General features: G+C 62.9%; 18 protein-coding genes and 3 pseudogenes. 10 read left to right on the top strand and 11 right to left on the bottom strand.

Annotated features, from left to right (window positions below):
• Positions 1-52: 52 nt before the first annotated feature.
• The 3 genes from ACZZZP_RS08335 to ACZZZP_RS08325 form a co-directional block, all read right to left on the bottom strand.
• Complete coding sequence (locus ACZZZP_RS08335) at positions 53-3736, bottom strand: translocation/assembly module TamB domain-containing protein (RefSeq protein WP_463536436.1); 3684 nt, start codon at positions 3734-3736, stop codon at positions 53-55.
• Complete coding sequence (locus ACZZZP_RS08330; RefSeq protein WP_463536435.1) at positions 3733-5463, bottom strand: autotransporter assembly complex protein TamA; 1731 nt, start codon at positions 5461-5463, stop codon at positions 3733-3735. Before ACZZZP_RS08330 ends, ACZZZP_RS08335 begins: the two co-directional genes overlap by 4 nt.
• Positions 5464-5530: 67 nt before the next feature.
• Positions 5531-6184 (bottom strand): GNAT family N-acetyltransferase, encoded by a 654-nt coding sequence (locus tag ACZZZP_RS08325; RefSeq protein ID WP_463382392.1) that lies wholly within the window; start codon positions 6182-6184, stop codon positions 5531-5533.
• A gap of 233 nt (positions 6185-6417) precedes the next feature.
• On the opposite strand from ACZZZP_RS08325, the gene xthA reads away from it, so the two are divergent.
• The 3 genes from xthA (at position 6418) to mapR (ending at position 10421) form a co-directional block, all read left to right on the top strand.
• Positions 6418-7230 (top strand): exodeoxyribonuclease III, encoded by an 813-nt coding sequence (gene xthA / locus ACZZZP_RS08320; RefSeq protein ID WP_463382391.1) that lies wholly within the window; start codon positions 6418-6420, stop codon positions 7228-7230.
• A gap of 106 nt (positions 7231-7336) precedes the next feature.
• Positions 7337-8752 (top strand): cytochrome c oxidase accessory protein CcoG, encoded by a 1416-nt coding sequence (ccoG, locus tag ACZZZP_RS08315; protein WP_463382390.1) that lies wholly within the window; start codon positions 7337-7339, stop codon positions 8750-8752.
• 259 nt (positions 8753-9011) lie between these two features.
• Complete coding sequence (gene mapR / locus ACZZZP_RS08310) at positions 9012-10421, top strand: GntR family transcriptional regulator MpaR (protein ID WP_463382389.1); 1410 nt, start codon at positions 9012-9014, stop codon at positions 10419-10421.
• On the opposite strand, the gene ACZZZP_RS08305 is transcribed toward mapR, so the two are convergent.
• The 4 genes from ACZZZP_RS08305 to edd form a co-directional block, all read right to left on the bottom strand.
• The gene (locus tag ACZZZP_RS08305) at positions 10422-11828 is read right to left on the bottom strand and encodes an ATP-binding protein (RefSeq protein WP_463384675.1); all 1407 of its coding nucleotides are present in this window, start codon (positions 11826-11828) and stop codon (positions 10422-10424) included. It lies immediately after the preceding gene.
• 79 nt (positions 11829-11907) lie between these two features.
• Positions 11908-12639, bottom strand: a complete 732-nt coding sequence (locus ACZZZP_RS08300) for a response regulator transcription factor (protein ID WP_122497762.1) — start codon at positions 12637-12639, stop codon at positions 11908-11910.
• Positions 12640-12676: 37 nt separating this feature from the next.
• Complete coding sequence (locus tag ACZZZP_RS08295; RefSeq protein WP_463382388.1) at positions 12677-13642, bottom strand: glucokinase; 966 nt, start codon at positions 13640-13642, stop codon at positions 12677-12679.
• Positions 13639-15462: a phosphogluconate dehydratase gene (gene edd / locus ACZZZP_RS08290; RefSeq protein WP_463382387.1), complete on the bottom strand. Its 1824-nt coding sequence runs from the start codon at positions 15460-15462 to the stop codon at positions 13639-13641. Before edd ends, ACZZZP_RS08295 begins: the two co-directional genes overlap by 4 nt.
• 127 nt (positions 15463-15589) lie before the next feature.
• On the opposite strand from edd, the gene gap reads away from it, so the two are divergent.
• On the top strand, positions 15590-16591 hold the full coding sequence (gene gap, locus ACZZZP_RS08285) for a type I glyceraldehyde-3-phosphate dehydrogenase (protein WP_122497756.1): 1002 nt from the start codon (positions 15590-15592) through the stop codon (positions 16589-16591).
• Positions 16592-16822: 231 nt separating this feature from the next.
• Here gap and ACZZZP_RS08280 read toward each other — a convergent pair whose 3' ends face one another.
• The 4 genes and pseudogenes from ACZZZP_RS08280 to ACZZZP_RS08265 all read right to left on the bottom strand — a co-directional run bounded on the left by ACZZZP_RS08280 (position 16823) and on the right by ACZZZP_RS08265 (position 20050).
• Positions 16823-17410, bottom strand: coding sequence for a tRNA-uridine aminocarboxypropyltransferase (locus ACZZZP_RS08280; RefSeq protein ID WP_463536434.1), 588 nt, complete (start codon positions 17408-17410; stop codon positions 16823-16825).
• 66 nt (positions 17411-17476) lie between these two features.
• Positions 17477-18443: pseudogene (locus ACZZZP_RS08275) on the bottom strand (methyl-accepting chemotaxis protein); the annotation flags it as partial.
• Between the two features lie 116 nt (positions 18444-18559).
• A pseudogene (locus ACZZZP_RS08270) lies at positions 18560-19043 on the bottom strand (PAS domain-containing protein); the annotation flags it as partial.
• Positions 19044-19138: 95 nt separating this feature from the next.
• Positions 19139-20050: a LysR family transcriptional regulator gene (locus tag ACZZZP_RS08265; protein ID WP_463382385.1), complete on the bottom strand. Its 912-nt coding sequence runs from the start codon at positions 20048-20050 to the stop codon at positions 19139-19141.
• Between the two features lie 667 nt (positions 20051-20717).
• Here ACZZZP_RS08265 and speB point away from each other — a divergent pair.
• The 6 genes and pseudogenes from speB to ACZZZP_RS08235 all read left to right on the top strand — a co-directional run bounded on the left by speB (position 20718) and on the right by ACZZZP_RS08235 (position 26399).
• A complete protein-coding gene (gene speB / locus ACZZZP_RS08260; RefSeq protein WP_463382384.1) occupies positions 20718-21677 on the top strand; it encodes an agmatinase in 960 nt (319 codons plus the stop codon).
• Positions 21674-22072: a YybH family protein gene (locus ACZZZP_RS08255; protein WP_463382383.1), complete on the top strand. Its 399-nt coding sequence runs from the start codon at positions 21674-21676 to the stop codon at positions 22070-22072. The genes speB and ACZZZP_RS08255 overlap by 4 nt, the downstream gene beginning before the upstream one ends.
• A gap of 72 nt (positions 22073-22144) precedes the next feature.
• A pseudogene (locus ACZZZP_RS08250) lies at positions 22145-23657 on the top strand (purine-cytosine permease family protein).
• Between the two features lie 232 nt (positions 23658-23889).
• Entirely contained in the window at positions 23890-24789 is a 900-nt protein-coding gene (locus ACZZZP_RS08245) for a transporter substrate-binding domain-containing protein (RefSeq protein ID WP_463536433.1), read from the top strand.
• Positions 24790-24914: 125 nt separating this feature from the next.
• Positions 24915-25655: an amino acid ABC transporter permease gene (locus ACZZZP_RS08240; protein ID WP_122497263.1), complete on the top strand. Its 741-nt coding sequence runs from the start codon at positions 24915-24917 to the stop codon at positions 25653-25655.
• 9 nt (positions 25656-25664) lie between these two features.
• The gene (locus ACZZZP_RS08235; protein WP_463382380.1) at positions 25665-26399 is read left to right on the top strand and encodes an amino acid ABC transporter ATP-binding protein; all 735 of its coding nucleotides are present in this window, start codon (positions 25665-25667) and stop codon (positions 26397-26399) included.
• Positions 26400-26406: the final 7 nt, after the last annotated feature.

Raw genomic sequence — 26406 nt, 5'->3', positions numbered from 1 at the left:
CTCGCCCCCTCTCCCGTTCACGGGAGAGGGCTGGGGTGAGGGGGCCTTTGCTTTACGTGCCGGTCAAAAAGTCGCGCTTGTAGAAAATATCCAGCGAACTGGCCAGGCCACTGGCGGCTTCCACGTACACCCGTTTGGTCAGTTCGTAGCGCAGGGCGATGGTGCTCGCTGGCTCGAACACGCCAACGCCGTAACGAAGGCTCAGACGTTCAGACAGATTGCCGCTGGCGACGACGCTGGTGGTCGCGCCGCTGCCGCCAGTGTCGAGCTGGAAGTCGCTGATGCCCAGGCGCTGCGCCATTTCCGTGGTCACCGATGAGCTGCCCATCAAGCCCAGGCCCAACGCCGCTTCGGCGAGCATATTGTTGTCGCCGCTGCCGCTGCTGGCCGGGCGTCCCAGTACCAGATACGACAGCGCCTGCTGCTGACTCGTGGCCGGTTCGGAAAACACTTCCGTGGTCGGCTGCTCGGCGTTGCCGCTGATGCGCAGGCCGGCCGTCACGCTGTCGACCTGGCGCACCGCCTCGACGTCGAGGTACGGCTGGTCAATCGGCCCGGCAAACAGCAGCCGTGCGCGGCGCAGGTTCAGGCGCTGGCCGTAGGCGCGGTAACGGCCTTTTTTCAGCGTCAGCTCGCCGCGTGTGTCGAGGTTGTCGCCCATGTGCAGGCGCCCGCCCAGTTCGGCAGTCAGGCCAAAACCACTGAAGGTCAGCGGCGGCTCGCCTTCGGCGGCACCTACGTCAATGTCGATATCCATCGCCATGGCCTGCGTTTGCCGCGCTTCGGGGTCGTGCACGCCGACCACTTGCGCATCGTCAGAAACCTTCACAGTTGACGGCGGCAACTGGCGAATTTCGATGGCGCCACGGGGCACGCGCACTTTGCCTTGCACCGCCAGACGTTCATCGGCCAGGCGCAGGTTGAGGTCCGGGTGCACTTCCAGGTTGGCGTACGGTTCCACGATCACTGGCAGGCGACTGCCGCGCAGTTGCATGTCCATATTCAGGCCTGCGTTCCACGTCAGTTGCCCGCTTAGGCTGCCCTCGCCTGCTTCGCCGCTGCGCCAGTTGCTGGTCAGTTGCAGGCGCTCGCCGACGATCAACGCCTCTGCCTTCAAACCCTGGACGCTGACCGGCAATCCGCTGCCCGCCACCTCGCCGTCTTCGATCAGCAAGCGGCCGTTGATTTGCGGCGCCAGCAAGCCGCCAGACAACGTGCCGCTGCCGTTCAGATGCCCGTTCAGGCGCTCGACCATGGGGACAAAGGGCCGCGCCACGCTGAGGTCGAGGCCCGCCAGTTCAAAGGTGCCGGACAGCGGCTTGCTCATCGGCCGTGGGTCGATCTGTGCGCGCAGGGTCAACTGGCCCAATTTGGCGCCATGGAAATCCAGCTGCGAGTCGATGCGTTGCGGGCGCAGTTGGCTGGTGAGCAGGAAGCGGTCGTAGGGCAAGTCCAGCCAATGACCGTTGTCGCGGACGCGAAAGTTGCCGGCACCCAGGTCCAGGCGCACATCGCCGCTAGGCCCGTTGGCGGGCAAGTCGAGGGACAGGTCGGCGTTGAGTTGCCCTTGCCAGGCGAAGTCCGCCGGCCACCACTGCGCCAGGGTTTGCATGGGGAAATCGCGCAGGCGCCAGCGCAAGCGCGGTTCGGGCATCAGCCGTTGCTCGTCGCCACACAAGCTGGCCGCACCACTCAGCCAACAGTTCGCGCCCAGGCTCAACTGGCCGTTGGCCAAGCGTTGCAGCGTGGCGGCTTGTTGCAGCGTCCACACCTGCCCGGCCGTTTCAACGCGGCCGCTGGCGATGCGTCCACGCCAGTCGAAATTCGGCGCCAGGGTGCCGTCGGCGGCGATATTCAGTTTGAGTTTGTCACCAGTGAGGTCGAGGGCCACACGCTGCTGCTGGCGGTTGCCGCTGCCGACCAGGTGAAGGCGGCCAAGGTCGGTGTCGCCGTTTCTGATCGCCGTGCCCGTCAGTTCCAGGTTGCCGCGCTGTTGACTGTCGAGTGCGCCGGCAACGTCGAGCGTGGCGATTTTTTGCTGTTGATAGGCCAACTGGGTACCGCGCAGTTTCAGCTGACCTTGCGGCGCTTGCAGGCTGCCGGCGAGGTCGAGCTGGCCATTCAACTGGCCCGCCAGTTGCGGCCAGAGTTGACCGAGGCGTGGCATGGCCAGGGTCAGTTTGCCGGCCAGGCGTTGATCAAGGCTGCCCTGCCCCTGCACGCGGTTGTCGCCCAGGCGGATGTTGAGCTTGTCCACGCTCCAGCGTTCACCGGCGCCAGCCGCTTGCACCTGAACCACGGCGGGTTGGCCGCGCAGGCGACCGTTGAGGTCGAGGTCGGCAGTCAGCTTCAGCTGCTCGCGGTATTCGCCCTGGCTGACCAAGGTGCCGCCGAGTGTGCCGGGCAGCTCGGCCAGCCAATAGGCGGGGTCGAGCTGGCTGAGCTGCAAGCGGCTGTCCCAGCGAATGCCATCGACAAAACCCAGGGTCACCTGCCCTTCGGCTTTGCCCTGCCCGGCTTGCAGTTGCAGGCTGACTAAATGCACCTGACTGAGGTCGCCACTCACCGGGCTGCTCAGGCTGAACGCGCCGGCCGGCCCGTTGAGCTCGGCGGCGAAATGGCCAAGGTAGTTGCCGTCCTGAAAATGCACCTGCCCGGCCAAGGTGTGCAGCGTGACGGCGGGCTCCTCCACCTCGGGCAACAGGCGGCGCCAGGGGAAGTCCAGCCAGGTGAAGTCGGCGTCGGCGGTAAAGGCGTCTTGCCAATCCAGGCGGCCATTGACGGTGACGTGCTGGTTGTCCGCCGCTTGCAACGTCAGGGCTTGGATATCGGCGCCACTGGCGGTGACGAGCCCGGCCAGGGTCAGCGGAATATCGCCGTTCTGCGCCGCCAGCGCCGCCGTGCCGTTCACTTGATAACCGGCACTCAGCGTGCCGGCCGCGCTCAGTTCGATGGTCTTTAGCGCAGGCATATCCGCGTAGGCCGCAAATTGCTCAGCGCTGATCTGCGCCTGTGCCGGCAGGCCATCGGCCAACGGCTGCACGCGGCCCTTGAGCGTTGCCGTCAGGTAGCCGGAGCTGACGGCCGTCACCGCCAGGCTGTTTTGCAGCTCGCCCTCAACCTTAACCGCCAGATCCCAGCGCTGCGCATCGGGGGCCGGCAGTTGCACCGTGCCCTCCAGCTTCAGCGGCCACTGGCCGTTGGGGTCGAGCGAGCCGTGTATGTCTAGCGCCACGCCACTGCTGGCGCCCTGCAAGCGTTCGATCTGCAAGCCGCCCGCGTTCCAGTGCGCCACCAGCGCCAGCTGGCTCGCCTGCTCGCCGCCGTTGTAAACAATGCTGCCCACTTGGATATCGCCCAGTTGCAGCGACACCGGCAGGTTCAGTGCCGGCAACGCCAAGGGCGTGTCGTCGCTGCTCTCGCTGCTGGCAAATTGCAGGGTCAATTGCTGGGCGTGAAGTTGGTCGATGCACAGGGTCAGCCGGAGTAAGCACGACGGCGACCACTCGACGCTCACGTCCGTCAGCGCCACCTCATCCTTCTGCTGCTGCCACACCACGCTCGCCGCACGCCAGGCGCCGCCCAGGCGGCCTTCGAAGGCGTCCACCTGCACGCCCGGAATTTTCGTCACTAGCCAGCGACTGCCGCCCTCGGTGCCAAGCACTACCGCCGCCACCAGCACCGTGCTCAGCACCACGGCGAGCAGCGCGCCGACCGCACGCTTGAGCACCCTCACAGCTCCGGCCCCATGGAGAAATGCAGGCGAAAGCCGCCGTCGTCATCCAGCGCCCGGGCGAGGTCCAGGCGGATTGGCCCCACCGGCGAAATCCAGCGCACACCCATGCCGACGCCGGTTTTCAGGGTGGGTATTTCCAGATTCTGAAAGGCGTTGCCTTGGTCAACAAAGGTTGCCCAGCGCCAGCGCTCGGCGAAGGCGTATTGGTATTCCACGCTGCCGGCCACCAGATAGCGGCCGCCGATGCGGTCGCCCTCATTGTTTTCCGGCGACAGCGACTGGTAGTCGTAACCGCGCACGCTTTGGTCGCCACCGGCAAAAAAGCGTAACGACGGCGGCACTGCTTTGTAGTCGTCAGTGGCGCTGCCGCCGAATTGAATGCGGCCGAGAAAACGGTGCTTGTCCCACAGCGTGGTCAGGCCTTTGGCCAGCGCCGTGCCGTAAATAAGGTTGCTGTCGGAGATCAGCCCGTCTTTCGCCACCGACGCTTCGAACTGCAAGCGGTAGCCGTTGGCGGGGTCGATGGCGTTGTCGCTGTGCAGGTAGGAATAACTGACGCCAGGCATCAATAACGTGCTCAGGCCGTTGTCGCTGCCCAGCCGATATTCCTCGCGTTGCAGCTTGAGCGAGAGCACTTGCTGCCAGCCGCTGTCGAGTTTGCTGTGCCACTCCGGGCCGACGGTGAGCAGGCGGCTGAGGCTATCGGTGTTGGCCAGTTCTTCGTATTGGTAGCCGCCGGCCCAACGGGTTTTGTCGGTCAGCGGCGGGTTGCCGGGAATGTCGTACCACAGGCCGATGTTTTGCCGAGGCGCGGATATTTCCATTTCCGTGCCGTAGCTGTGTCCTTGCGCGTTGGCCCAGTGGCGCGTCCAGTTGAAGCGCGCGCGCGGCCCAACGTCTGTGGAAAAACCCAAGCCGATGCCGACGGTGCGCGGTTCACGGGAGACCAGGCCTATCTTCACCGGCACCTGCTCGCCGCTGCCCTGAACCGGCGCGGCATCCACCCGCACGCTGTCGAAGTAGCCGCTGCCTTGCAGGTTTTGATAGAGCTTGGCGATGAGGTCGGCGTCATAGGCGGTGCCCGGTTTGAACGGCACCATGCGTTGCAGCAGTTGTTCGTCGAAGGTCTGGTCGCCGCTGAATTGGCTGGGGCCGAAGTAATAGCGCGGGCCGCTGGCGTAGATCAGCTCGATATCTGCCACGCCGGCTACCGGGTCGATGGCCATGCGTTGCGAGGTGAAACGGCCGCTGAAAAAGCCATAGCGCGAGGCCTGGTTCTGGATCAGCCGTTTGGCATCTTCGTAGTGACCGTGATTAAGCACCGCGCCGCTGCGCAGCTCGCTGCTGGCCGGTACGCGAAAGGCGGGCAATTGCGCGGCGGGGCCGTCGATACGCACCGTCACGTTGCGTATGTGAACCGGCTCGCCGGGTTCGATGCGCAGGATCAGGCGCGGGCCGCGGTCGTTGCGGTCGACCTCGCTGCTGATGGTTGCCTGGTAATAGCCCAACGCCTCGGCAGCCTTGCGTGCCTGCACTTCGGCGCCGCGGCTGAAGCGCTGCAAGGCCGGTTCGTCGCGCTCGCCCAGATCGCCCACATAGCCGCTGACGTTGGCTTTGAGCGCCGGGTTGGCCGGCTTGATGCGCACGCTCAGCTGGGTTTGCGCGAGGGCGGTGGTGGCCGTGAGCAGCAGCGCCAACGCCAGCCCGATTGATGCGTGAAAAGTCATGGGCACCGATGCTAACACGGGCGCCCGCCCGTTCCAGAGCGGGCGGGCGCCACGGTGGCGGCTCGTTTCAAGCGCTGGCGAGGGCGATCTGCTGGGGGTTGGCGTGGAAGAACACATGCTCGTGAATCGGTCCCACGGCCACTTCGCCAATTTCTTCGTAACCTTGGCGTTTGTAGAAATCCAGGTAGCGCGGGTTGCCGGTGTCGAGCACCACGCCGAGGGATGTTTCGTCGCTGGCGCACCAGTCGTGCAGGGCTTCGAGCAATTGTTCGCCCAAGTGTTTGCCCTGAAATTCCGGGTGCACGCCCAGCAATGGCAGCACGTGGTATTGCCCCGGCGGCAGGCAGGCGAGCACCGCGTCGTGGTAGTGCAGGTAACGTTTGGTGCAGCGCAGTCCGGTGGTCAGCAACATGCGCAGGCGCCAGCCCCAGCTTTCGGTGATGTCGAGCCGGCGCTGTGGCGGCGCGATCAAGGCCAAGGCCACCAGCCGGTCGTTGATCACCAGGCCAATGGCGGGCAAGTCTTCGAGAAAATGCCGCTGCACCAGTTCGCGCACGGTGGCGCGTACGCGTTGGTCGTAACCGGGGCGTTCGGATTCAAACAGATAGCCGAACGTCGGCTCGTGGCGGTAGGCGTGATACAGCAAGGAACGGGCTTCGCGAACAAAGCTGCTGTCGAGTAAACGCACCTCGGCAGCGGGAAGGGCAACAGACGAAGGCATGCACGGTACCTCGGTTCACCTGCCTTGGCGCAAACGCACAAATGGCGCGGGCTCCAGGCGGTTTTTTATTGTTGGTTTTATCGGGCGTTTATTGCGTTAGACCGACCTCACGTTAGCAGCAGAGCCGCTGCCCTGCCACACGCCGCCGCGCTGGTTCGCAGGCCAGCCATGGGCTAGCATCGCAGGCTTTGTTGTCCGCCCGTCTAGACCGCCATAAAGAGAACTTGCCGCCCATGAAGATCGTTTCCTTCAACATCAACGGCCTGCGCGCCCGCCCTCATCAGTTGGCGGCGTTGATCGAAAAACACCAGCCCGACGTCATCGGCCTGCAGGAAACCAAAGTGGCGGACGAGCAATTTCCTTTCGCTGAAATTGAAGCCCTGGGTTACCACGTGAGCTGGCACGGGCAGAAAGGCCATTACGGTGTCGCCCTGCTTTCGCGCCAGGCGCCGCTGTCGCTGCACAAAGGCTTCCCCGGCGACGAAGAAGACGCCCAGCGCCGTTTCATTTACGGAACCTTTGCCGACGAAAACGGCCAGCCCGTCACCGTGATGAACGGCTATTTCCCCCAAGGCGAAAGCCGCGACCATCCGACCAAATTCCCGGCCAAACAGCGTTTCTACGCCGACCTGCAAACCCTGCTCACCACGCAGTTCTCGCCGGACCAGGCGGTGGTGGTGATGGGCGACATCAATATTTCCCCGCAAGACTGCGACATCGGCATTGGCGACGTGAACCGACTGCGCTGGCTAAAAACCGGCAAGTGCAGCTTCCTGCCGGAAGAGCGCGAATGGCTGGAAACCTTGAAAGGCTGGGGCCTGGTGGATTCCTTCCGACACCTGCACCCGGAGGTGAACGACCGCTTCAGCTGGTTCGACTACCGCAGCCGTGGTTTTGAAGACGAACCCAAACGCGGCCTGCGCATCGACGTGATTCTGGCCAGCGCCCCGCTGCTGAGCCGCCTCAAAGACGCTGGCATCGACTACGACCTGCGCGGCATGGAAAAGCCTTCCGACCACGCCCCGATCTGGCTCGAACTGAGCTGAGCGAAACCCATCTGATCCGGTTTTTTCCGCTAAACCTGAGTCTGTTATCGGAGCAGATGCCGCCCCATCATGGCCACGCCTGGAAAAGAGCCTGATGGGGCCAGCCATGACCGACCGTATTCCCGCGCAACTGCTTGAAACCATTGACCCGCGCCAGCCATTGCGGCTGACCCCGGCGCAAGCCGGCGGGCCGATCCATACCCGTGCCTTCACCGGCCTGTTTCGCAACTTGCGCCTGTACGGCGCGGGGCTGCTGTTCCTGATTTTCTTCGGCACCGCGTGGCTGAACTGGGGCGGTCGCCAGGCGGTGCTCTGGGATTTGTCCGGCCAGCGCTTTTACATCTTCGGCGCCACCTTCTGGCCGCAGGATTTCATTCTGCTGTCGGCGCTGCTGATCATTGCCGCCTTTGGCCTGTTCGCCATCACCGTATTCGCCGGCCGCGTTTGGTGCGGCTACACCTGCCCGCAAAGCGTGTGGACGTGGGTGTTTATGTGGGCGGAAAAAGTCACCGAGGGTGATCGTAGCCAACGGATCAAACTCGACGCCGCGCCATGGTCGGCCAACAAACTGCTGCGGCGCAGCGCCAAGCACGGTTTGTGGTTGGCCATCAGTTTGGCAACGGCGGTCGGCTTTATCGGCTACTTCGTGCCGGTGCGCGACCTCACCACTGAGCTGATGACTTTCAGCCTCGACAGCGGCAGCGCCACGTGGCTGTTCTTCTTCACCGCCGCCACCTACCTGAACGCCGGCTGGCTGCGCGAGAAAGTGTGCCTGCACATGTGCCCGTACTCGCGCTTTCAAAGCGTGATGTTCGACAAAGACACCCTGCTGGTCAGCTACGACGCCGCCCGTGGCGAAAGCCGTGGCGCCCGCCGCCGTGACGTGGTGCCGCAAAGTGTGGGCCTGGGCGACTGCATCGACTGCACCGTGTGCGTACAGGTGTGCCCCACCGGCATCGACATCCGCGACGGCCTGCAACTGGACTGCATCAGCTGCGGGGCGTGCATCGACGCTTGCGACTCGGTGATGGACAAAATGGGCTACGCCCGCGGCCTGATCGGCTACCGCTCCGAGCGCTCGCTGACTGGCGAAAAAACCCGCTTTCTGCGGCCCCGGCTGGTCAGCTACGGCGCCGCGTTGCTGCTAATGATCGGCGCCTTTGTCTGGGCGCTCGACGCCCGGCCGCAGCTGTCCCTGGACATCACCCGCGACCGTGGCCTGTTCCGCGAAAACAGCGCCGGGCAAATCGAAAACATCTACAGCGTCAAAGTCATTAACAAAACCCAACAAACCCGCCGCTATCAACTCGCCCTGACCGGCGACGGCCCGTACCAACTCAGCGGCAACACCACCTTGCAACTGGCGCCGGGCGAGATAACCGACGTGCCACTGAGCGTGGTGCTGACAGCGGAGCGGCCGGCGAGTATTTCCGAGAAAGTGCATTTTGAGTTGAAGGATGTGGATGTGCCGGGCAGTCGTGTGGCGGGGGTGAGTACGTTTGTGGCGCCGGTGAATCGCTGATTAAAAGCCCCTCACCCCAGCCCTCTCCCGCACGCGGGAGAGGGAGCGCGTACGGTTTGATATCGCCTTGTGCAGGAATCGCGGCTAAAGCCGCTCCCACAGAACGCGAAAACCTGTGGGAGCGGCTTTAGCCGCGATGTTTTTGATCTACCCCAGAGCTTGCTCGCGAAGCTCTTCAAAACAGACCCCATCGCCATGCCCCCACCCCTTCCCGTAAAGTCCCCTCCCTGCCCTCCCGCCCAAGCCCGCGCAGGATTCGATGAAACGCTACGAAAAATTCGCCGATGAAATCGCCGAACTGATCCGCTCCGGTGTGCTCGCTGCCGGCGAAAAAGTGCCGTCGGTGCGCCATGCCAGTCGCACCTATGGGGTCAGTCCTTCCACAGTGTTTCAGGCCTATTACCTGCTCGAAGATCGCGGCCTGATTCAGGCGCGCGCCCGTTCCGGTTACTTCGTGCGTGAACACGCCAAACGCCCCCTGCCCGAGGCGCAGATCAGTCCGCGTGCGGCGCATACCACCGAGGTGGATGTCAGCGAGTTGGTGTTCTCGGTACTGGGTTCCCTGAAAGACCCCAACACCGTGCCCTTCGGCTCGGCGTTTCCCAGCCCGCATCTGTTCCCCCTCGCCCGCCTGGCGCGCTCGATGGCGCAAAGCCTGCGCGCGCTGTCGCCCCATGCGGTGATTGCCGACATGACGTCGGGCAACCCCGATCTGCGCCGGCAAATTGCTCTGCGTTATCGCGTGGCCGGCGTGATGCTGCGGCTCGAAGAGTTGGTGATCACCAACGGCGCCATGGAGGCGTTGAATCTGTGTTTGCAAACGGTCACGCAGCCCGGCGACTTGGTGGCCATTGAGGCGCCGGCCTTTTATGCGACGTTGCAGGTGCTGGAACGCTTGAAGCTCAAGGCGGTGGAAATTCCGGTGCACCCGCGCGAGGGCATTGATCTGCAAACCCTGGCCGACAGCCTGACGCAGCTGCCGATCAAGGCGTGCTGGTTTATGAGCAGTTTGCAGAACCCGCTCGGCGCGAGCATGAGCGATGAGAAAAAGCGCGCGCTGTATGAGCTGCTGCACCAGCATCAGGTGCCGCTGATTGAGGACGACGTGTACGCCGAGCTGTATTACGGCACCCAGCCGCCCAAGCCGGTGAAGAGTTTCGACCGCGACGGGCTGGTGATGCACTGCGGCTCGTTTTCGAAAAGCCTGGCGCCGGGTTATCGGGTGGGTTGGGTGGCGGGCGGCCGTTATGCGGAAAAGATTAGCCGGTTGAAGCTGATGACCACCATTTCCCCGTCCGTGCCGGCGCAAGCGGCGATTGCCGATTACCTGCAACACGGCGGCTACGACCGCCATTTGCGCAAGTTGCGGCACACGCTGGAGATGCAGCAGAGCGCCATGCTCGCCTCCGCTGCCCGCCACTTTCCGGCCGAAACGCGGGTGACGCGGCCCAGCGGCGGCTATTTTTTATGGTTCGAATTTCCCCAGGCGGTGGACTCGTTGCAGCTGTTCCAACTGGCGTTGGCGCAGGGCATCAGCCTGGCGCCGGGGCCGATCTTTTCGGCCACACGCAGTTTCGGTAATTGCGCGCGCCTGAACCACGGCCACACGTGGGACGAAGCCAGCGAGCGGGCCATGGAAATGCTCGGGCAGATCGTCGCTGAGTTCTGATTAGTCGGCGAAACGCGGCAGGTACAAGGTCACGCGCAAGCCGCCTTCGCGCAGGTTTTGCAGGGTCACTTCACCGCCGTGGCTATGGGCAATGTTGCGCGCGATGCCCAAGCCCAACCCGTAGCCCTGCTGCTTGCCAGACAGGCGAAAGTGCGGCTCGAACACTTGCTCCAGGCGCTGCTCCGGCACGCCGGGGCCTTCGTCATCCACGTGCAGAATGAACGCGCTGTCGTTGTCTTCAATGTGCAGGTGCGCTTTGTTGCCGTATTTGAGGGCGTTGTCGATCAGGTTGCCCATGCAGCGGCGCAGCGCCAGCGGCTTGCCAGCATAGGCCGCCAGCGCGCGGCCGTTGAGGCTGACGCGGCCGTTGCCTTGGGGCGGCAGGTACGGTTCGATTAGGCAGTCGAGCGCGAGGTTGAGGTCGACCGGCTCGATGTTTTCGTGGATGTCGGTGTCTTTCACGCACTGCAACGCGCCTTTGACCAACATTTCCAGGTCGTCCAGGTCGCGGCCGAATTTGGCTTGCACCTTTTCGTCTTCGAGCAATTCCACGCGCAGGCGCAAGCGTGTGATGGGCGTGCGCAGGTCGTGGGAAATGGCGCTGAACAATTGGCTGCGTTCGATCAGGTAACGGCTGATGCGTTCGCGCATGGCGTTAAAGGCGCGGCCCACTTCCACCACTTCACTGCCCCCGCCCTCCGCCACCGGCCGCACTTCGGCGGCGCCCAGCGACATGTCGCGCGCGGCCCGGGCCAAGCGTTTAAGCGGACGGCTTTGCCAGTGCACCAGCACGCCGATAAACAGCAGCAAAAAGCTGCTGGTGAGGAAGATGAACCACACCTGCTGCGCCGGCAGGCCTTCTTCTTCCAGGCTGGTGTAGGGCTCGGGCAACAAGGAGGCGATGTACAGCCATTCGCCTGGCGCCATCTGGATTTGCGTGACCAGCACCGGCGGTTTCACCGGTTCCAGGGTCAGCGCGTAATGCGCCCAGGAGCGCGGCAGTTCGTCGAGTTTCAGGCCGCCATTGAAGATACGTAGATCGTCGGGGCTGACGAAGGTCACCAGAATGTCGGGGTCGCTGCCCATGGCTTCGCGCAGCACGTCGTGCACCGATTCGAGCACCGCCGTTTTGCGCGGCGTTGGCGGCAGCACGCGCATGTCCAGCGGCTTGTCGTTAAGGGTGACCACAAAGCGCGTGCCGCCCATGCTGCGCAACTGATCCAGCACCAGCGGCCGGTAGGCCAGCGGCAATGAGCGCAGGTAACTGACGCTGGCCGACATCGAATGCGCCAGGCTGCGGGCGCTGGTCACCAGGCCTTCCAGTTGCGTGGCGCGCAGTTGTGACAGCCAGATCACGCTCGACAAGCTTTGCGCCATCAACACCGCCAGCAGCGTCAGCAGCAACATGCGCCCGAGCAAGGAGCGCGGCACCGGCACCCAGCCGAACCAGCGCTGATACCAGGGTTTCGGTGGCGTCGGCGCCGGGTTAGGCAGCATTGTGCGGCGTCACGTTGGCCGCCAGCAGGTAGCCGGAACCGCGCACGGTGCGGATCAGGCGCGGCGCTTTGCCGGTGTCGCGCAGGCGTTGGCGCAAGCGGCTGACGGCCATGTCGACGATGCGATCCAGCGGCATCGGCTCGCGGCCACGGGTGGCGTTGCCGATGGTGTCGCGGTCGAGAATTTGTTGCGGGTGATCGAGGAACAGCTTGAGCAAGGCGAAGTCGGCGCCGGAGAGAAACACTTCTTCGCCGTCGAGGTGAAACAGGCGATGGCTGATCATGTCCAGGCGCCATTCATCAAAGGCCAGCACCTCGACGCGGCTGCGTTCCTGGCCGAACTGGGCGCGGCGCAGCAGGGCTTTGATGCGCGCTTGCAGTTCGCGGGGGCTGAAGGGTTTGCCGAGGTAGTCGTCAGCGCCCAATTCCAGGCCGATCACGCGGTCGGCTTCGTCGGAGCTGGCGGTCAGCATGATGATCGGCACCTGGGCCAGGCGCGGGTGTTGGCGCACCCAACGGCACAGGCTGAAGCCGTCTTCGTCGGGCAGCATGACGTCGAGAATCAGCAGGTCGGCGCTCTCCTCCCCCAGCGCCGCGCGAAAGCCGGCGCCGTCAGCGACGGTGCGCACCTGGAAGCCGGCGCGGCTCAGGTAGGCTTCCAGCAGTTCGCGAATTTCCTGATCGTCATCCACTAACAGAATGGATTTTCCGGTCTGGCTCAAGGGGCCCGTCCTTTTCTGGTTTTTGTTTTCTAGACGTTTATTGCTGGCGTTCCAACAGCTGTTGCAGGGCGACACCGGCGCCCATCAAACCTGGGTACTCGGCGGTGACCAGCCACACCGGCACATCGACCATGTATTTGCTCATCGGGCCTTTCTCGGCGAAGCAGCGCGCGAAACCGCTGCGCAAGAATAGCTCGGTGAAACGCGGCACGATGCCACCGACGATGTACACACCACCGCGCCCGCCAAGGCTCAGCACGTTGTTGCCGGCAACGCGGCCTAGCCATGAGCAAAATTGGTCGATCACCTGGCCCGCCACTTCGTCACCGGCCAGTGCGGCGGCGGTGATGTCGGCTGGCGATTGCAGGCTTTGTTCATGGCCGTCGAGGGCGCACAGGGCGCGGTACAACAGCAGCAAACCCCCACCGCTCAACACGTCTTCGGCGCGAATATGGCCGTTCAGGCGATACAGCTCTTGCCACAGCTGCGCTTCGCGCGGCGAGCCAATCGGCAGGTCGACATGCCCGCCCTCGCCCGGCAACGCTTGCCAGCCTTCAGCCGCCGAACCAATCAGGGTGCCAACCCCCAAACCGGTGCCCGGCCCGACCACCACGGCCGGGCGATCGGCTTCGGCGGTGCCGGGGCACACTTGCACGCGCTCATGGTCTTCCAGGCGCGTCATGCCCAGGGCCATGGCGGAGAAATCGTTAATCAGCAGCAGGTCGTCCACTTTCAGGTCGCGGCAGAACGCCGAACGGCTCAGGCGCCAGTGGTTGTTGGTGAATACAAACACATCGCCACTCACCGGCCCGGCGCAGGCCAGGCACACCGCGTGTACGGCGCCCGGCGCCAAGCCGAGGCCGTCGAGGTAGGCGATGATGGCTTGCTCGACGCCGGGAAAATCGGCCGTGGCCAGAACCCGCACAGACTCCAGCTGGTTATCGCGCCACAACGCAAAGCGTGCATTGGTGCCGCCGATATCGCCGACCAGGGCTAACTTCATTTCAATCCTTCCAAACTGGTAGTAAAGGCACTGGCGCCTTGTTCGGCGGTGCTGAACGCGGCGCGCATAAAGGCAAACAATTCACGGCCGGTACCGAAGGCGACCGGCAGCCCTTGGGCATTTTCCCGCTGCGCCAGTTCCGCTTCATCCACCAACACGCGCAATTCGCCTTTGGTGCCGTCAACACGAACGATATCGCCGTCACGCACGCGGGCCAGCGGGCCGCCGTCGAAGGCTTCCGGGCACACATGAATGGCGGCCGGGATCTTACCCGAGGCACCCGACATCCGGCCATCGGTGACCAGCGCCACTTTGAAGCCACGGTCCTGCAACACGCCCAGGTACGGCGTCATTTTGTGCAGCTCGGGCATGCCGTTGCTGCGCGGCCCCTGGAAGCGCATCACGGCGACGAAATCGCGCTCCAGCTCGCCGGCCTGGAAGGCGTCGGCCAGTTCCTGCTGATCGTGAAAGACCCGCGCCGGCGCTTCGACAATCTGGTGCTCCAGCGCCACGGCCGACACTTTCATCACGCCACGGCCGAGGTTGCCTTCCATCACGCGCAAGCCGCCTTCGGGCGAGTACGGGTTGGCGAGCGGACGCAGAATGCTTTCGTCGAGGCTTTGCGTCGGGCCGTCGCGCCACACCAGTTTGCCGTCTTGCAGGAACGGCTCCTGGGTGTAGCGACGCAGGCCATGGCCGACCACGGTGTGCACGTCTTCATGCAGCAAGCCGCCATCGAGCAGCTCGCGGATCAGAAACGCCATGCCGCCAGCGGCCTGGAAGTGGTTGATGTCGGATTTGCCGTTCGGGTAGACGTGGGCCATGGTCGGCACCACTTCGGAGAGGTCGGCCATGTCTTGCCACGTCAGCAAGATGCCGGCCGCGCGAGCGATGGCGGGCATGTGCAAGGTGTGGTTGCTGGAACCGCCGGTGGCGTGCAGAGCGACGATGGAATTGACCAACACTTTTTCGTCGACCATTTCACCCATCATCAGACGGTTGCCGGCCTGGCTGGTGAGGCGCGTGACCTGCTGCGCCGCTTCGCGGGTCAGCGCATCACGCAGCGGCGTGTACGGGTTAACGAACGAGGCGCCCGGCAGGTGCAGGCCCATTACTTCCATCAGCAGCTGGTTGGTGTTGGCGGTGCCATAAAAGGTGCAGGTGCCGGGGCCGTGGTAGGCCTTCATTTCCGATTCCAGCAGCTCGTCGCGGGTGGCTTTGCCTTCGGCGTAGCGCTGGCGAACTTCGGCTTTTTCTTTGTTCGACGAGCCGGTGGTCATCGGCCCGCCCGGCACGAAAATAATCGGCAAGTGGCCAAAGCGCAGCGCGCCCATCATCAGCCCCGGCACGATCTTGTCGCAGATACCCAGGCACAGCGCGGCGTCGAACATGTTGTGGGACAGCGCCACGGCGGTGGACATGGCGATGGTTTCGCGGCTGGCGATACCAATTTCCATGCCCGGCTCGCCTTGGGTCACGCCGTCGCACATAGCCGGCACGCCGCCGGCAAATTGGCCGACCGAGCCGATATCGCGCAAAGCCTGTTTGATCTGGTCGGGGAAGTGCTCGTAAGGCTGGTGGGCCGACAACATGTCGTTGTAGGCCGAGATGATCGCCACGTTGGCGGAATCCATCAGGCGCAGGCGCTGTTTGTCCTCGCCGGTACACCCCGCCACGCCGTGGGCGAAGTTGGCGCACTGGTGCTTGGCTCGCGCCGGACCGTCTTCGGCAGCGGCGCGAATCATCTTCAAATAATGCTCACGCGTGGCGCGGCTGCGGGCAATCAAACGCTCGGTAACTTCTACGACACGGGGATGCATATCATCGGCTCCAAACAGGCATAAATTTTATATAAAACAAAATATAGTCGGTAAAAATGGCTTGATTTATATATTACCGAGCATAATCTTGTAATTCCAACAACAAAAGACAAGATTCGGTGATTCCATGACACTGCGTATCGCAATCAACGGCTTCGGCCGTATCGGCCGCAACATTCTGCGCGCCCTGTACACCCAGGACTACCGCCAACAGCTGCAGGTAGTCGCGATCAACGACCTCGGCGACAGCGCCATCAACGCCCACCTGTTCAAGTACGACAGCGTGCACGGCATTTTCGACGGCACTGTTGAGGCACAAGCCGACGCACTGCTGGTGAACGGCGACCGCATCGCCGTAACCGCCATCCGCAATCCCGCCGAACTGCCATGGCGCGAGCAACAGATCGACATCGTCTTTGAATGCACGGGCCTGTTCACCGACCGCGACAAAGCGGCCGCGCACCTTTCGGCCGGTGCCGCCAAGGTGATTATCTCGGCCCCAGCCAAAGGCGCCGATGCCACCATCGTTTATGGCGTCAACCACGACACCTTGCGCCAGTCGCACCAGATCATTTCCAGCGCCTCGTGCACCACCAATTGCCTGGCGCCGATTGCGCAAGTGCTGCACCGCGAGCTGGGCATTGAAAACGGCCTGATGACCACGATTCACGCCTACACCAACGACCAGAACCTGTCCGACGTCTACCACAGCGACCCGTACCGCGCGCGCTCGGCCACCCAGTCGATGATCCCGACCAAAACCGGCGCCGCCGAAGCGGTCGGCCTGGTACTGCCGGAACTGGCGGGCAAGCTCACCGGCATGGCGGTGCGGGTGCCGGTTATCAACGTGTCGTTGGTGGACTTAACGGTAGAACTGAAACAGCAGACCAGCGCCGAAACCGTCAATGCGCTGATGCTGGAAGCCAGCAAGCAGTTGCCCATTCTCGGCTACAACACGCTGCCGCTGGTGTCGCACGACTTCAACCACAACCCGCTGTCGTCGATCTTCGACGCCAACCACACCAAAACCAACGGCAAGCTGCTCAAGGTGCTGGCCTGGTATGACAACGAGTGGGGCTTTTCCAACCGCATGCTCGATAACGCGCTGGCCTTGCGGGATGCGCCTTGAAGATCAACAGCATCGCGGCTCCCGCAGGCGCATTGCGTACGGTTTTTTGTAGGAGCCACCTTGGTGGCGAACCTTGCAATCGAAATTCTCGATCTTCGTTTGCAGGGTTCGCTAGCAAGCTAGCTCCTACGGGGCGGTGTGTTGGTCTGGAATGCGCTGTGCAGGTCCGGCCAATCGCGGCTGAAGCCGTTCCCACAAACAGCAACACAACCCGATCAGCCGCGATGCCTTTTATAGGTGATTGCGCTGGAACGTCTCTTCGCCCATCGCCGCAATCTGACCTTCAATCAGCGCCTCGAACGGCCTGAGCAATTCGCCAAAACGCAGCGGCGCCTCGACAATTTCTAGCGCCTGAACAACGGCCTCGATTGTCGATAAGGCCCCTTCCTTCGGCGCCTTGCGCAGCCGATATCGGGAAGCCCCGCCTGCCGGCAAACACACCCGTGGCAACGCCGCCAGCAACGGATTCACGTGCAGCAGTTTGCTCGCCTTGCGCCAGGTGCCATCCGGCATAACAAGTTGAATCGGTACGTCTGCCGGGCCCGCTTCCAGCACCGTAGCGCCCTCGCCCGGAAACAACAGCACGCTGCGATAACCCGGCGGATTGAGCAGCGCCTCCAACTGATCAAACCGCTCGCCCACGCACAGCTCGGCATTGCTCAAGCCAAGCGCAGCCAGGCGCGCCGTGTTGAGGGCGTGTTTGACTTCGCTGGGGTGCTGCAGAATCAGCACGCGGGTGCGGCTGTTGAGGCTGGGGATCAGCGCGCACAGGCAATGGCTGAGCGGACGCTGACAACGCGGGCATAACGGGCGGGACATGGGCACTCCTCCGGAGCGCGAAGTCTGCCACCCGATGGCAGTCGCTGCCATCGGGCTCGCCACTGATTATTTGTTAAAACGCTCGGCCAGGCTGTGCAGGTAATCGGCCATGTGTTCCAGGGTCCTGGCTGATGACCACGCCTTCCTGCGCCTGCCCGGCACTGCGCTCGGAAAGCTGGGCGATGCGGGTGATTTGCTGGCTGATGTCTTCGGCCACGTGGCTTTGCTGCTCGGAAGCGGTCGCCATCTGCTGACTCATGCCGGTGATGCGCGTCACCGCCTGGCTGATGCCATCCAACGCCTGCTGAACGGCTTCCACGCTGTGCACGCTTTCGCGGGAAATCTCTTCGCCTTTGCTGGCGGTGGTTACGGCGCGGTCGGCACCACTGCGCAGCGACGCGATGATGGCATGAATCTGCTCGGTGGATTCTCGTGTACGTGAGGCCAGCGAACGCACCTCGTCTGCTACCACGGCAAACCCGCGCCCCTGCTCCCCGGCCCGCGCCGCTTCGATTGCAGCGTTCAGGGCCAGTAAGTTGGTTTGCTCGGCAATGGAGGTGATCACGTCGGCGACGCTACCAATCGATTGTGTCGAGTCGGCGAGGTCCTTCACCGCCTGGCCGATTTCGGTAACGGCATCGGCCATGTGCTTCATGGCGCCCAGACTGTCGTTGGCCAGACCGCGTCCCTGCTGCGCCAACTGATCCGCTTCCTGCGCGGCGTTGGCGGTGCTGGCGACGTTGTGCGCCACTTCCTGAATGGTGGCGGCCATCTGGTTGATGGCGGTGGCCGACTGATCGGTTTCGCTGCGTTGCTGCTCGATCAGTTCGGCGTTGGAGTTCGATAACTTGGACGACTCCGCCGCGCGCAGTTTTACGCTGATGCCGGCATCTTCCAGGCGCGTGAGTGCGGTTTGCAGACGCGCCTCTTCGCTGATCATGGCCAGATCGAGCAAGCCCTGCGGGCCGGGGTTGTCGGAATAGGTCAGGGCCACCAGCTCGCTGGTAAAGGCTTTGGGGTGATCGGCCAGGGTATTGCGTACGTCTTGCCGTTTGCTGATGACCAGCCAGAGCGCCAGCAGCGCCATGACCACCATGGCCAATGCAGTTTTCGCCCAGCCTTTAAGCCACAAATCCCCGCCAAGAATAATCAGCGTGGCCAGAATCACCGGCCAGGAATTCACAATGTCCCGCGTCCAGTAGGCCAAGGCCGGCACCGGGCTCTTGCCGGCACGCAGGCGGGCGTAAAGTTTGTCTGCCCGCGCGACCTGCTCGCGGGTCGGCAACGAGCGCACCGACTCGTAACCGGCGATCTGGCCGTTCTCATACACCGGCGTGACGTAGGCGCTGACCCAATAGAAATCGCCATTTTTGGAGCGATTCTTCACCAGTCCCATCCACGGCTTGCCCTGCTTGATCACGTCCCACATGTGGCCGAACACCGCCGGCGGCATATCGGGGTGGCGCACCAGGTTGTGTGGCTGGCCGATCAGCTCTTCCCGGGTAAAACCGCTGAGCTCGACGAACGCGTCGTTGCAGTAGGTGATTTTGCTGTGCAAATCCGTCGTGGAAATCAGGCGCTCATGCTCGGAAAAGGTTCTTTCGCGCTGAGTAACAGGCAGGTTCTGGCGCATCGCGTTCATCCTTGTGGTGACGAGCATATAAATCCCTATGCCCATAAGGATTTAGGTGTAGCACAGCAATGGCTAGACGCCAGCAACGGCCGCGCTTATAGCGAAGCGGCCGGGCGCGGTTGGCTCAGCTGGGTTTTCAGTAAATCGCGAAAGGTTTGCAACAGCGGCTCACGCGAACGCCCACGGCGGTAGGTCAGGGAAAACGGCGCCTGGTAACCAAACGTGGTGGGCAGCAGCGGGCGCAGGCGTTTCTGGTCGACCCAGGCTTGCGCATAGTGCTCGGGCAGGTAGCCGATGTAGGCGCCCGACAGCACCAGAATCAACTGCGCCTCCATACTTTCTACCGTAGCCGCGCTGTGCTTGAAACCGTGGCGCGCCAGCTCCGCCTGGCTCCAATAACTGCGCCCGACCATGCGCTGCTGAGTGATCAACTCTGGCGGAATGCGCCGCTCGCCGAACAGCGGATGGCGGTCGCTGCAATACAGCCAGTGCTGCTCGCGGTACAGCGCCTGATAGAGCAAGCCGTTCATGCGCGTGGAGAACGAACCGATGGCCAAGTCCAGCCGATTCTCCAACACGCCAAGCTGGAGCTCGTAAGGGCTGAGCACCGACAAGTGCAAATGCACGGCCGGGTGTTCTTCGCTGTAAGTGCCGATGACCTCGGCGAATGGCAACGCGCGGTCGCTGACGGTGGAGTCGATCACCCCTAAATTGAGCGTGCCCCGCAGCTCGCCCTTGAGTGCGGCGGCGTAGCGCTCGAAGCCTTCCATCTCGCCGAGCAGGCGCAGGGTTTCCTGAAAAAACAGTTCGCCTTTGCTGGTCAGACTGAACCCACCGCGACCGCGATGGCACAGGCTCAGGCCCAGTTGGCCTTCGAGTTGGCTCATGTAGGTGCTGATGGCCGAGGTGGAGAGATTGAGCTCCTGCTGCGCGGCGGCGAAGCCCTGATGGCGGACCACGCTGACGAAGATGCGCAGGAGTTTTAGGTCGGGAAGGACTTGGCTCAAAACAAACTCCAAACAAACTCAAATGCTCTGCTCCCCTCTCCCGCCTGCGGGGAGAGGGGCCGGGGTGAGGGCCGGGGCAAACACCGTTGTCTGCCGCCTCCCCTCACCCCAGCCCTCTCCCCGGAGGGGCGAGGGGGCAAAATTGTGCCAGCTTGTCTCCCCTCGCCCGCTCGCGGGAGAGGGCCGGGGGTGAGGGCCGGGGCCAACACCGATGTCTGCCGCTACCCCTCACCCCAACCCTCTCCCCGAAGGAGCGAGGGGGCAAAATTGTGCCAGCTTGTCTCCCCTCGCCCGCTCGCGGGAGAGGGGCCGGGGGTGAGGGCCGGGGCCAACGCCGTTGTCTGCCGCCTCCCCTCACCCCAGCCCTCTCCCCGGAGGGGCGAGGGGGCAAAATTGTGCCAGCTTGTCTCCCCTCGCCCGCTTGCGGGAAAGGGGCCGGGGGTGAGGGCCGGGGCAAACACCGTTGTCTGCCGCCTCCCCTCACCCCAACCCTCTCCCCGAAGGGGCGAGGGGGGCCAGATGTACGTCGGGGCTGACCCAGTCTACCCACCCCAACTTAGTTTAGAAATCTCTGAACTAAGTATTTGCCTACACCGGATTTTTCTCCCGCCTACGCCTTGCGCAGAATCCGCCCACTATTAAAAACATAAGATCGTGAGGCCACCCCGTGGAAAAGACGCTTCATCAACCCCTGGGCGGTAACGAAATGCCGCGTTTCGGCGGCATCGCCACCATGATGCGCTTGCCGCATATCCAAACCGACGCCGAACTCAATGCCCTGGACGCCGCCTTCGTTGGCGTACCGCTGGACATCGGCACCTCCCTTCGCTCCGGCACCCGCTTCGGCCCCCGTGAAATTCGCGCCGAGTCGGTGATGATCCGCCCCTACAACATGGCCACCGGCGCCGCGCCGTTCGATTCGTTGAACGTGGCCGACATCGGCGACGTGGCGATCAATACGTTCAATCTGCTGGATGCCGTGCGCATCATCGAAGCCTCGTACGACAAGTTCGTCTCTCACGGCATTCTGCCGCTGACCCTGGGCGGCGATCACACCATCACCCTGCCGATTCTGCGGGCGCTGACCAAGAAGTACGGCAAGGTTGGCCTGGTGCACATCGATGCCCACGCCGATGTGAACGACCATATGTTTGGCGAGAAAATCGCCCACGGCACCACCTTCCGCCGCGCCGTGGAAGAAGGCCTGCTGGACTGCGACCGTGTGGTGCAGATCGGTTTGCGCGCACAGGGTTACACCGCTGAAGACTTCAACTGGAGCCGCAAGCAGGGCTTTCGTGTGGTGCAGGCCGAAGAGTGCTGGCACAAGTCGCTGACCCCGCTAATGGCCGAAGTGCGCGAGAAAGTCGGCGGTGGCCCGGTGTACCTGAGTTTTGATATCGACGGCATCGACCCGGCCTGGGCGCCTGGCACCGGCACGCCGGAAATCGGCGGCTTGACCACTATTCAAGCCATCGAAATCATCCGCGGCTGCCAAGGGCTGGACCTGATTGGTTGTGACGTAGTTGAAGTGTCGCCACCCTACGACACCACCGGCAACACCTCGCTGCTGGGCGCCAACCTGCTGTACGAAATGCTCTGCGTACTGCCGGGAGTCAGCCACAAATGACCGTCGCGCTAAAAGAACAGCAAGTGCTCAATGCCGCCGAACGCCTGGTCGCCGCCTTCGCCCGCACCGACACGGCGGCCTACTTCGCCGCGTTCAGCGAAGACGCCAGCTTTGTCTTCCACACCTGGCCCACGCCGTTGTTGAGTCGCGCAGCGTACGAAGCCGTGTGGGCCGACTGGCTGGCGGATGGCTTCGAGGTGCTGGAGTGCACCTCGAGCAAACCCTTCGTCAGCGTGCAGGGCGACGTGGCGATTTTCGTCCACGAGGTGCGCACGCAAGTGCGCGTAGCCGGCAGCGAAAGCACCAGTTACGAGCGCGAGACCATTGTCTTTCGTGAGGTAGAAGCGGGCCGCTGGTTGGCCTGCCATGAGCATTTGTCGGCTGTACCGCAGTAACGCGTAACCACGCAAAACCATAAAAATATAAGCCGGGCGCAGACGCTTAGTGCGTCTTTGCGGGGAGAAAAAATGAATAACAACAACCAAAAAACACTGACAACCATCGAAACCTTCGGCGTCGAACAGATCCCGGACAGCGAGCGCAGCGCCAAACCGCTGGACCTGTTCCGTATGATTTTCGGCGGCGCCAACACCTTCGCCACCGCCGTGCTCGGCAGTTTCCCCGTGCTGTTTGGCCTGTCGTTTCACGCCGGCGTGTGGGCTATTTTGCTGGGCGTGCTGGTGGGCTCGGTGATCCTCGCGCCCATGGGCTTGTTTGGGGCGTTGAATGGCACCAATAACGCCGTGTCGTCGGGCGCGCACTTTGGTGTGCACGGGCGAATTGTCGGCTCGTTTCTGTCGCTGCTGACGGCCATCGCGTTCTTTTCGCTGTCGGTCTGGAGCTCGGGCGACGCGTTGATCGGCGGCGCAAAACGCCTCATCGGCCTGCCCGAAACCGACCTGACCCTGGGCCTGGCGTACGGCCTGTTTGCCCTCCTCGTTCTCACCGTGTGCATCTACGGCTTCCGCTTTTTGTTGTGGGTAAACAAGGTGGCGGTATGGAGCGCCAGCGTGCTGTTTCTGCTGGGCATCTTTGCTTTTTCCAGCACCTTCGACAGCGCCTACGCCGGCAGCGTGAACATGGGTACCGAAGGCTTCTGGGCGGCATTTATCGGCGCCGCGCTGGTGGCCATGAGTAACCCGATTTCCTTCGGCGCCTTCCTCGGCGACTGGGCGCGCTACATCCCCAAGCAAACCTCGAAAGGCGGGATCATGCTGGCGGTGGTGTTCGCCCAGCTGGCTACCTTGATTCCATTCCTGTTCGGCCTGGCGACCGCGACCATCGTGGCGGTGAAGGCACCGGAGTACATCACCGCGAACAACTATGTCGGCGGCTTGCTGGCGGTATGCCCGACCTGGTTTTTCCTGCCGGTGTGCCTGATTGCGGTGATTGGCGGCATGTCCACCGGCACCACTTCGCTGTATGGCACCGGGCTGGATATGTCGAGCGTGTTCCCGCGCGTGCTGTCGCGGGTCAAGGCGACGCTGCTGATTGGTGTGTTGTCGATTGCGTTTATCTTCATCGGCCGCTTCGCCGCCAACCTGGTGCAAAGCGTGTCGACCTTCGCGGTGCTGATCATTACCTGCACCACGCCATGGATGGTGATCATGATTCTGGGCCTGATCATTCGTCGTGGCGTTTACCACGCCGATGACCTGCAAGTGTTCACCCGTGGGCAAAAAAGGTGGCAGCTATTGGTTCACCCACGGCTGGAACTGGCGCGGCATGGGCGCCTGGGTGCCAAGCGCGTTGATCGGTTTGTGCTTCGTCAACCTGCCGGGGCAATTCGTCGGGCCGCTGGGCAATCTGGCCAACGGCATCGACGTCAGCTTGCCGGTGACGCTGGGCTTGGCGGCGGTGCTGTATCTGGTGCTGCTGCTGGTGTTCCCGGAACCGGCTGAGGTGTACGGGCCACAAGGGCCACGCTGGATGCCGCTGCCCAAGAAAGCTGAAATGAAAGGCAACGCGGAAATCGCGTAGATCACAAACCCGTCCCCCGTCATTCCCCCGGCAGGAGGGAATCCAGGTGCACCTATTCATGGGCAATTCTGGATTCCCGCTTTCGCGGGAATGACGGTGGCAAGGATGAGATGGAAGTAGCTCCACCCGCTCCAAACGCTTTTGCATAACAACAAACGGCTCTACAGGTCCTCGCTGGCCTGATTCTTGAACTGCCAATAACAGATGCACTTAGCCTTTTAAGGAGTCACCCATGCGCACTCGTTCCATTGCCCTTCTCGGCCTGCTGGCCGCTGCCCTGAGCGCCACGCTGCACGCCGCCGACAGCAAACCGTCTTTTGTCAGCGGCGGTAGTTTCAACGTCTGCTCCGACCCCACCTTCCCGCCGCTGGAGTTCTTTGAGAAAACCGGCGACCGCGAGCCCAGCGGCTTCGATGCCGACCTGATCCGCGCCATGGCGAAAACCTGGGGCGTGCCGGCGCGCTTTATCGTCACCGAATTCACCGGCTTGCTGCCGGGCCTGGAATCCAAACGCTGCGACGTGGTCATCAGCGGTGCGTTGATCACGCCTGAGCGCACGCAAAAGCTCAATGCAGTGCCGTATCTGTCCAGCGCCACCATCGTGTTTGGCAGCGGCAAGGGCGACCTCACCCTGAGCAAGCTGGAAGACCTCTCCGGCAAAGTGGTGGCCGTGCAATCGGGCACGCGTTACGTGGCAATCATGGAAAAGCTCAACACTGAACTCAAAGCCGCCGGCAAACCGGCCGCCACCCTTCAGACCTACCCCAAGGGCAGCGACGTGGCCCAGCAAGTGCTGGTCGGCCGCGCCAGCGCCGGGTTGTCGCAAGACACCGAACTGGCCTACCGCGAACTGCAAACGCCGGGGCAATTCAAGACGCTCTATACCTTCCCGGAGAAGGATGTATTTGGCGCGTATCTGGTGAAAGACGAAGCCAACACCAAAGCCGTGGCGGCGGCGATCAAGTCGCTGAAAGACGACGGCACGCTGAAAGCGCTCAGCGAGAAGTGGAAGCTCGATCCGGTGAATGTGGAAGGTGCGGGGAGTAAGTTCAACTATTTGCGGCGCCCACTCCCCTCACCCCCGCCCTCTCCCCGGAGGGGCGAGGGAGCCAATCGCGGTTCGCTGCGATAACACCGTTTAGCTCCCCTCGCCCGTTTACGGGAGAGGGGCTGGGGGTGAGGGCTGGGCCCACCACCGTTGGCGGCTGATCAACGAAACCGCCGCGTTTTTCCCACCGCCTCAAAGGGGATACCCCCATGCAATTCGACGTCGCCGTCTTCTGGGACGCACTGTTTTCTTACCCCTTTTTCAAGGGCGCGTGCATCACCTTGCTGCTCGCCCTGCTCGCCCATTCGGTCGGCATCGCCCTGTCCATTCCGGCCGCACTGGCGCTGGACGGCCCGCCCAATCCGCTGCGTATGCTGCTGCGCGCTGTGCTCAGTGTGTTTCGTGGCGCGCCGACGCTGTTGCAACTGCTGTTTGTGTGGAACGCGCTGCCGCAGTTCTTCCCGATTTTTCGCGAGACCTGGTTCACCCCGTTCTTCGCCGCCTGGATTGCCCTAAGCCTGAATGAAATGGCTTACCAGGCCGAAATTAACCGCGCCGCCTTGAAGGCGCTGGACAAAGGTCAGCACGCCGCCGGCCACGCGCTGGGCTTGTCGGGCTGGCAGATTTTCCGCTACGTCACGCTGCCGCAAGCGGCACGCATCGCCATTCCGCCGACGGCAAACGAGTTCATCACGTTGCTGAAAATCACCTCGCTGGCCTCGGTGATTTCCCTGCAAGAGTTGATGGCCGTGACCTCGCAAACCGTGTCCACCACCTTTCAGTTTTCCGAGTACTACGCGGTGGCGTTGGTCTACTACCTGGTCATGGTTTACACCCTGACTTGGCTGCAAGGTCGCCTGGAGCGGCGTTTGTCGTGGGATCAGGTCAGCCCCGCCGCGAAGAACGTCGGCCTGGTGCAACGCACCCTTGCGCGTATGCGCCGCATCTGAGGAATTCCTATGACTACCGAAATTATTCGGCTCGAGAACGTCGGCAAGCGCTACGACGATTTTCAGGTGTTGCAGGGCATCAACCTGTCGGTGCGCCAGGGCGAGAAAATTGTGATTTGCGGGCCGTCGGGCTCGGGCAAGTCGACGCTGATTCGCTGCATCAACCGCCTTTCGCCCCACGACACCGGCACCATCACCGTGGAAAACCAGGACGTGGCCAGCAAACAAGGCAGCGCCCATGTGCGCCGCGAAGTGGGCATGGTGTTTCAGAACTTCAACTTGTTCCCCCATCTGACCGTGCTGGAAAACTGCACCCTGGCGCCGATGAAAGTGCGCGGCATTGCGCGTGCCCAGGCCGAGGAACAAGCGCTGCGTTACCTCAACCGCGTGCACATCGGCAGCCAGGCGCAGAAGAAGCCCGGCCAACTGTCTGGCGGCCAACAGCAACGCGTGGCCATTGCCCGGGCGCTGTGCATGAACCCGAAGGTGATGCTGTTCGACGAGCCCACTTCGGCGCTCGACCCGGAAATGGTCGGCGAGGTGTTGGACGTGATGACCGAGCTGGCGCTTGAAGGCATGACCATGTTGTGCGTGACCCACGAGATGGGTTTTGCCCGCAAGGTCGCCGACCGTGTGGTGTTTATGGACGCCGGGCAAATCGTCGAAACCGGCGCGCCGACCGAATTCTTCGAGCAGCCCAAGCACCCGCGCCTGCAAGCCTTTCTGTCGCAGATCAGCCATTGACGGCCCT

Source organism: Pseudomonas sp. AC211 (assembly GCF_979258055.1).
Note: the sequence above shows the minus strand (reverse complement) of the source record. Positions and strands in the feature narration are given on the sequence as shown.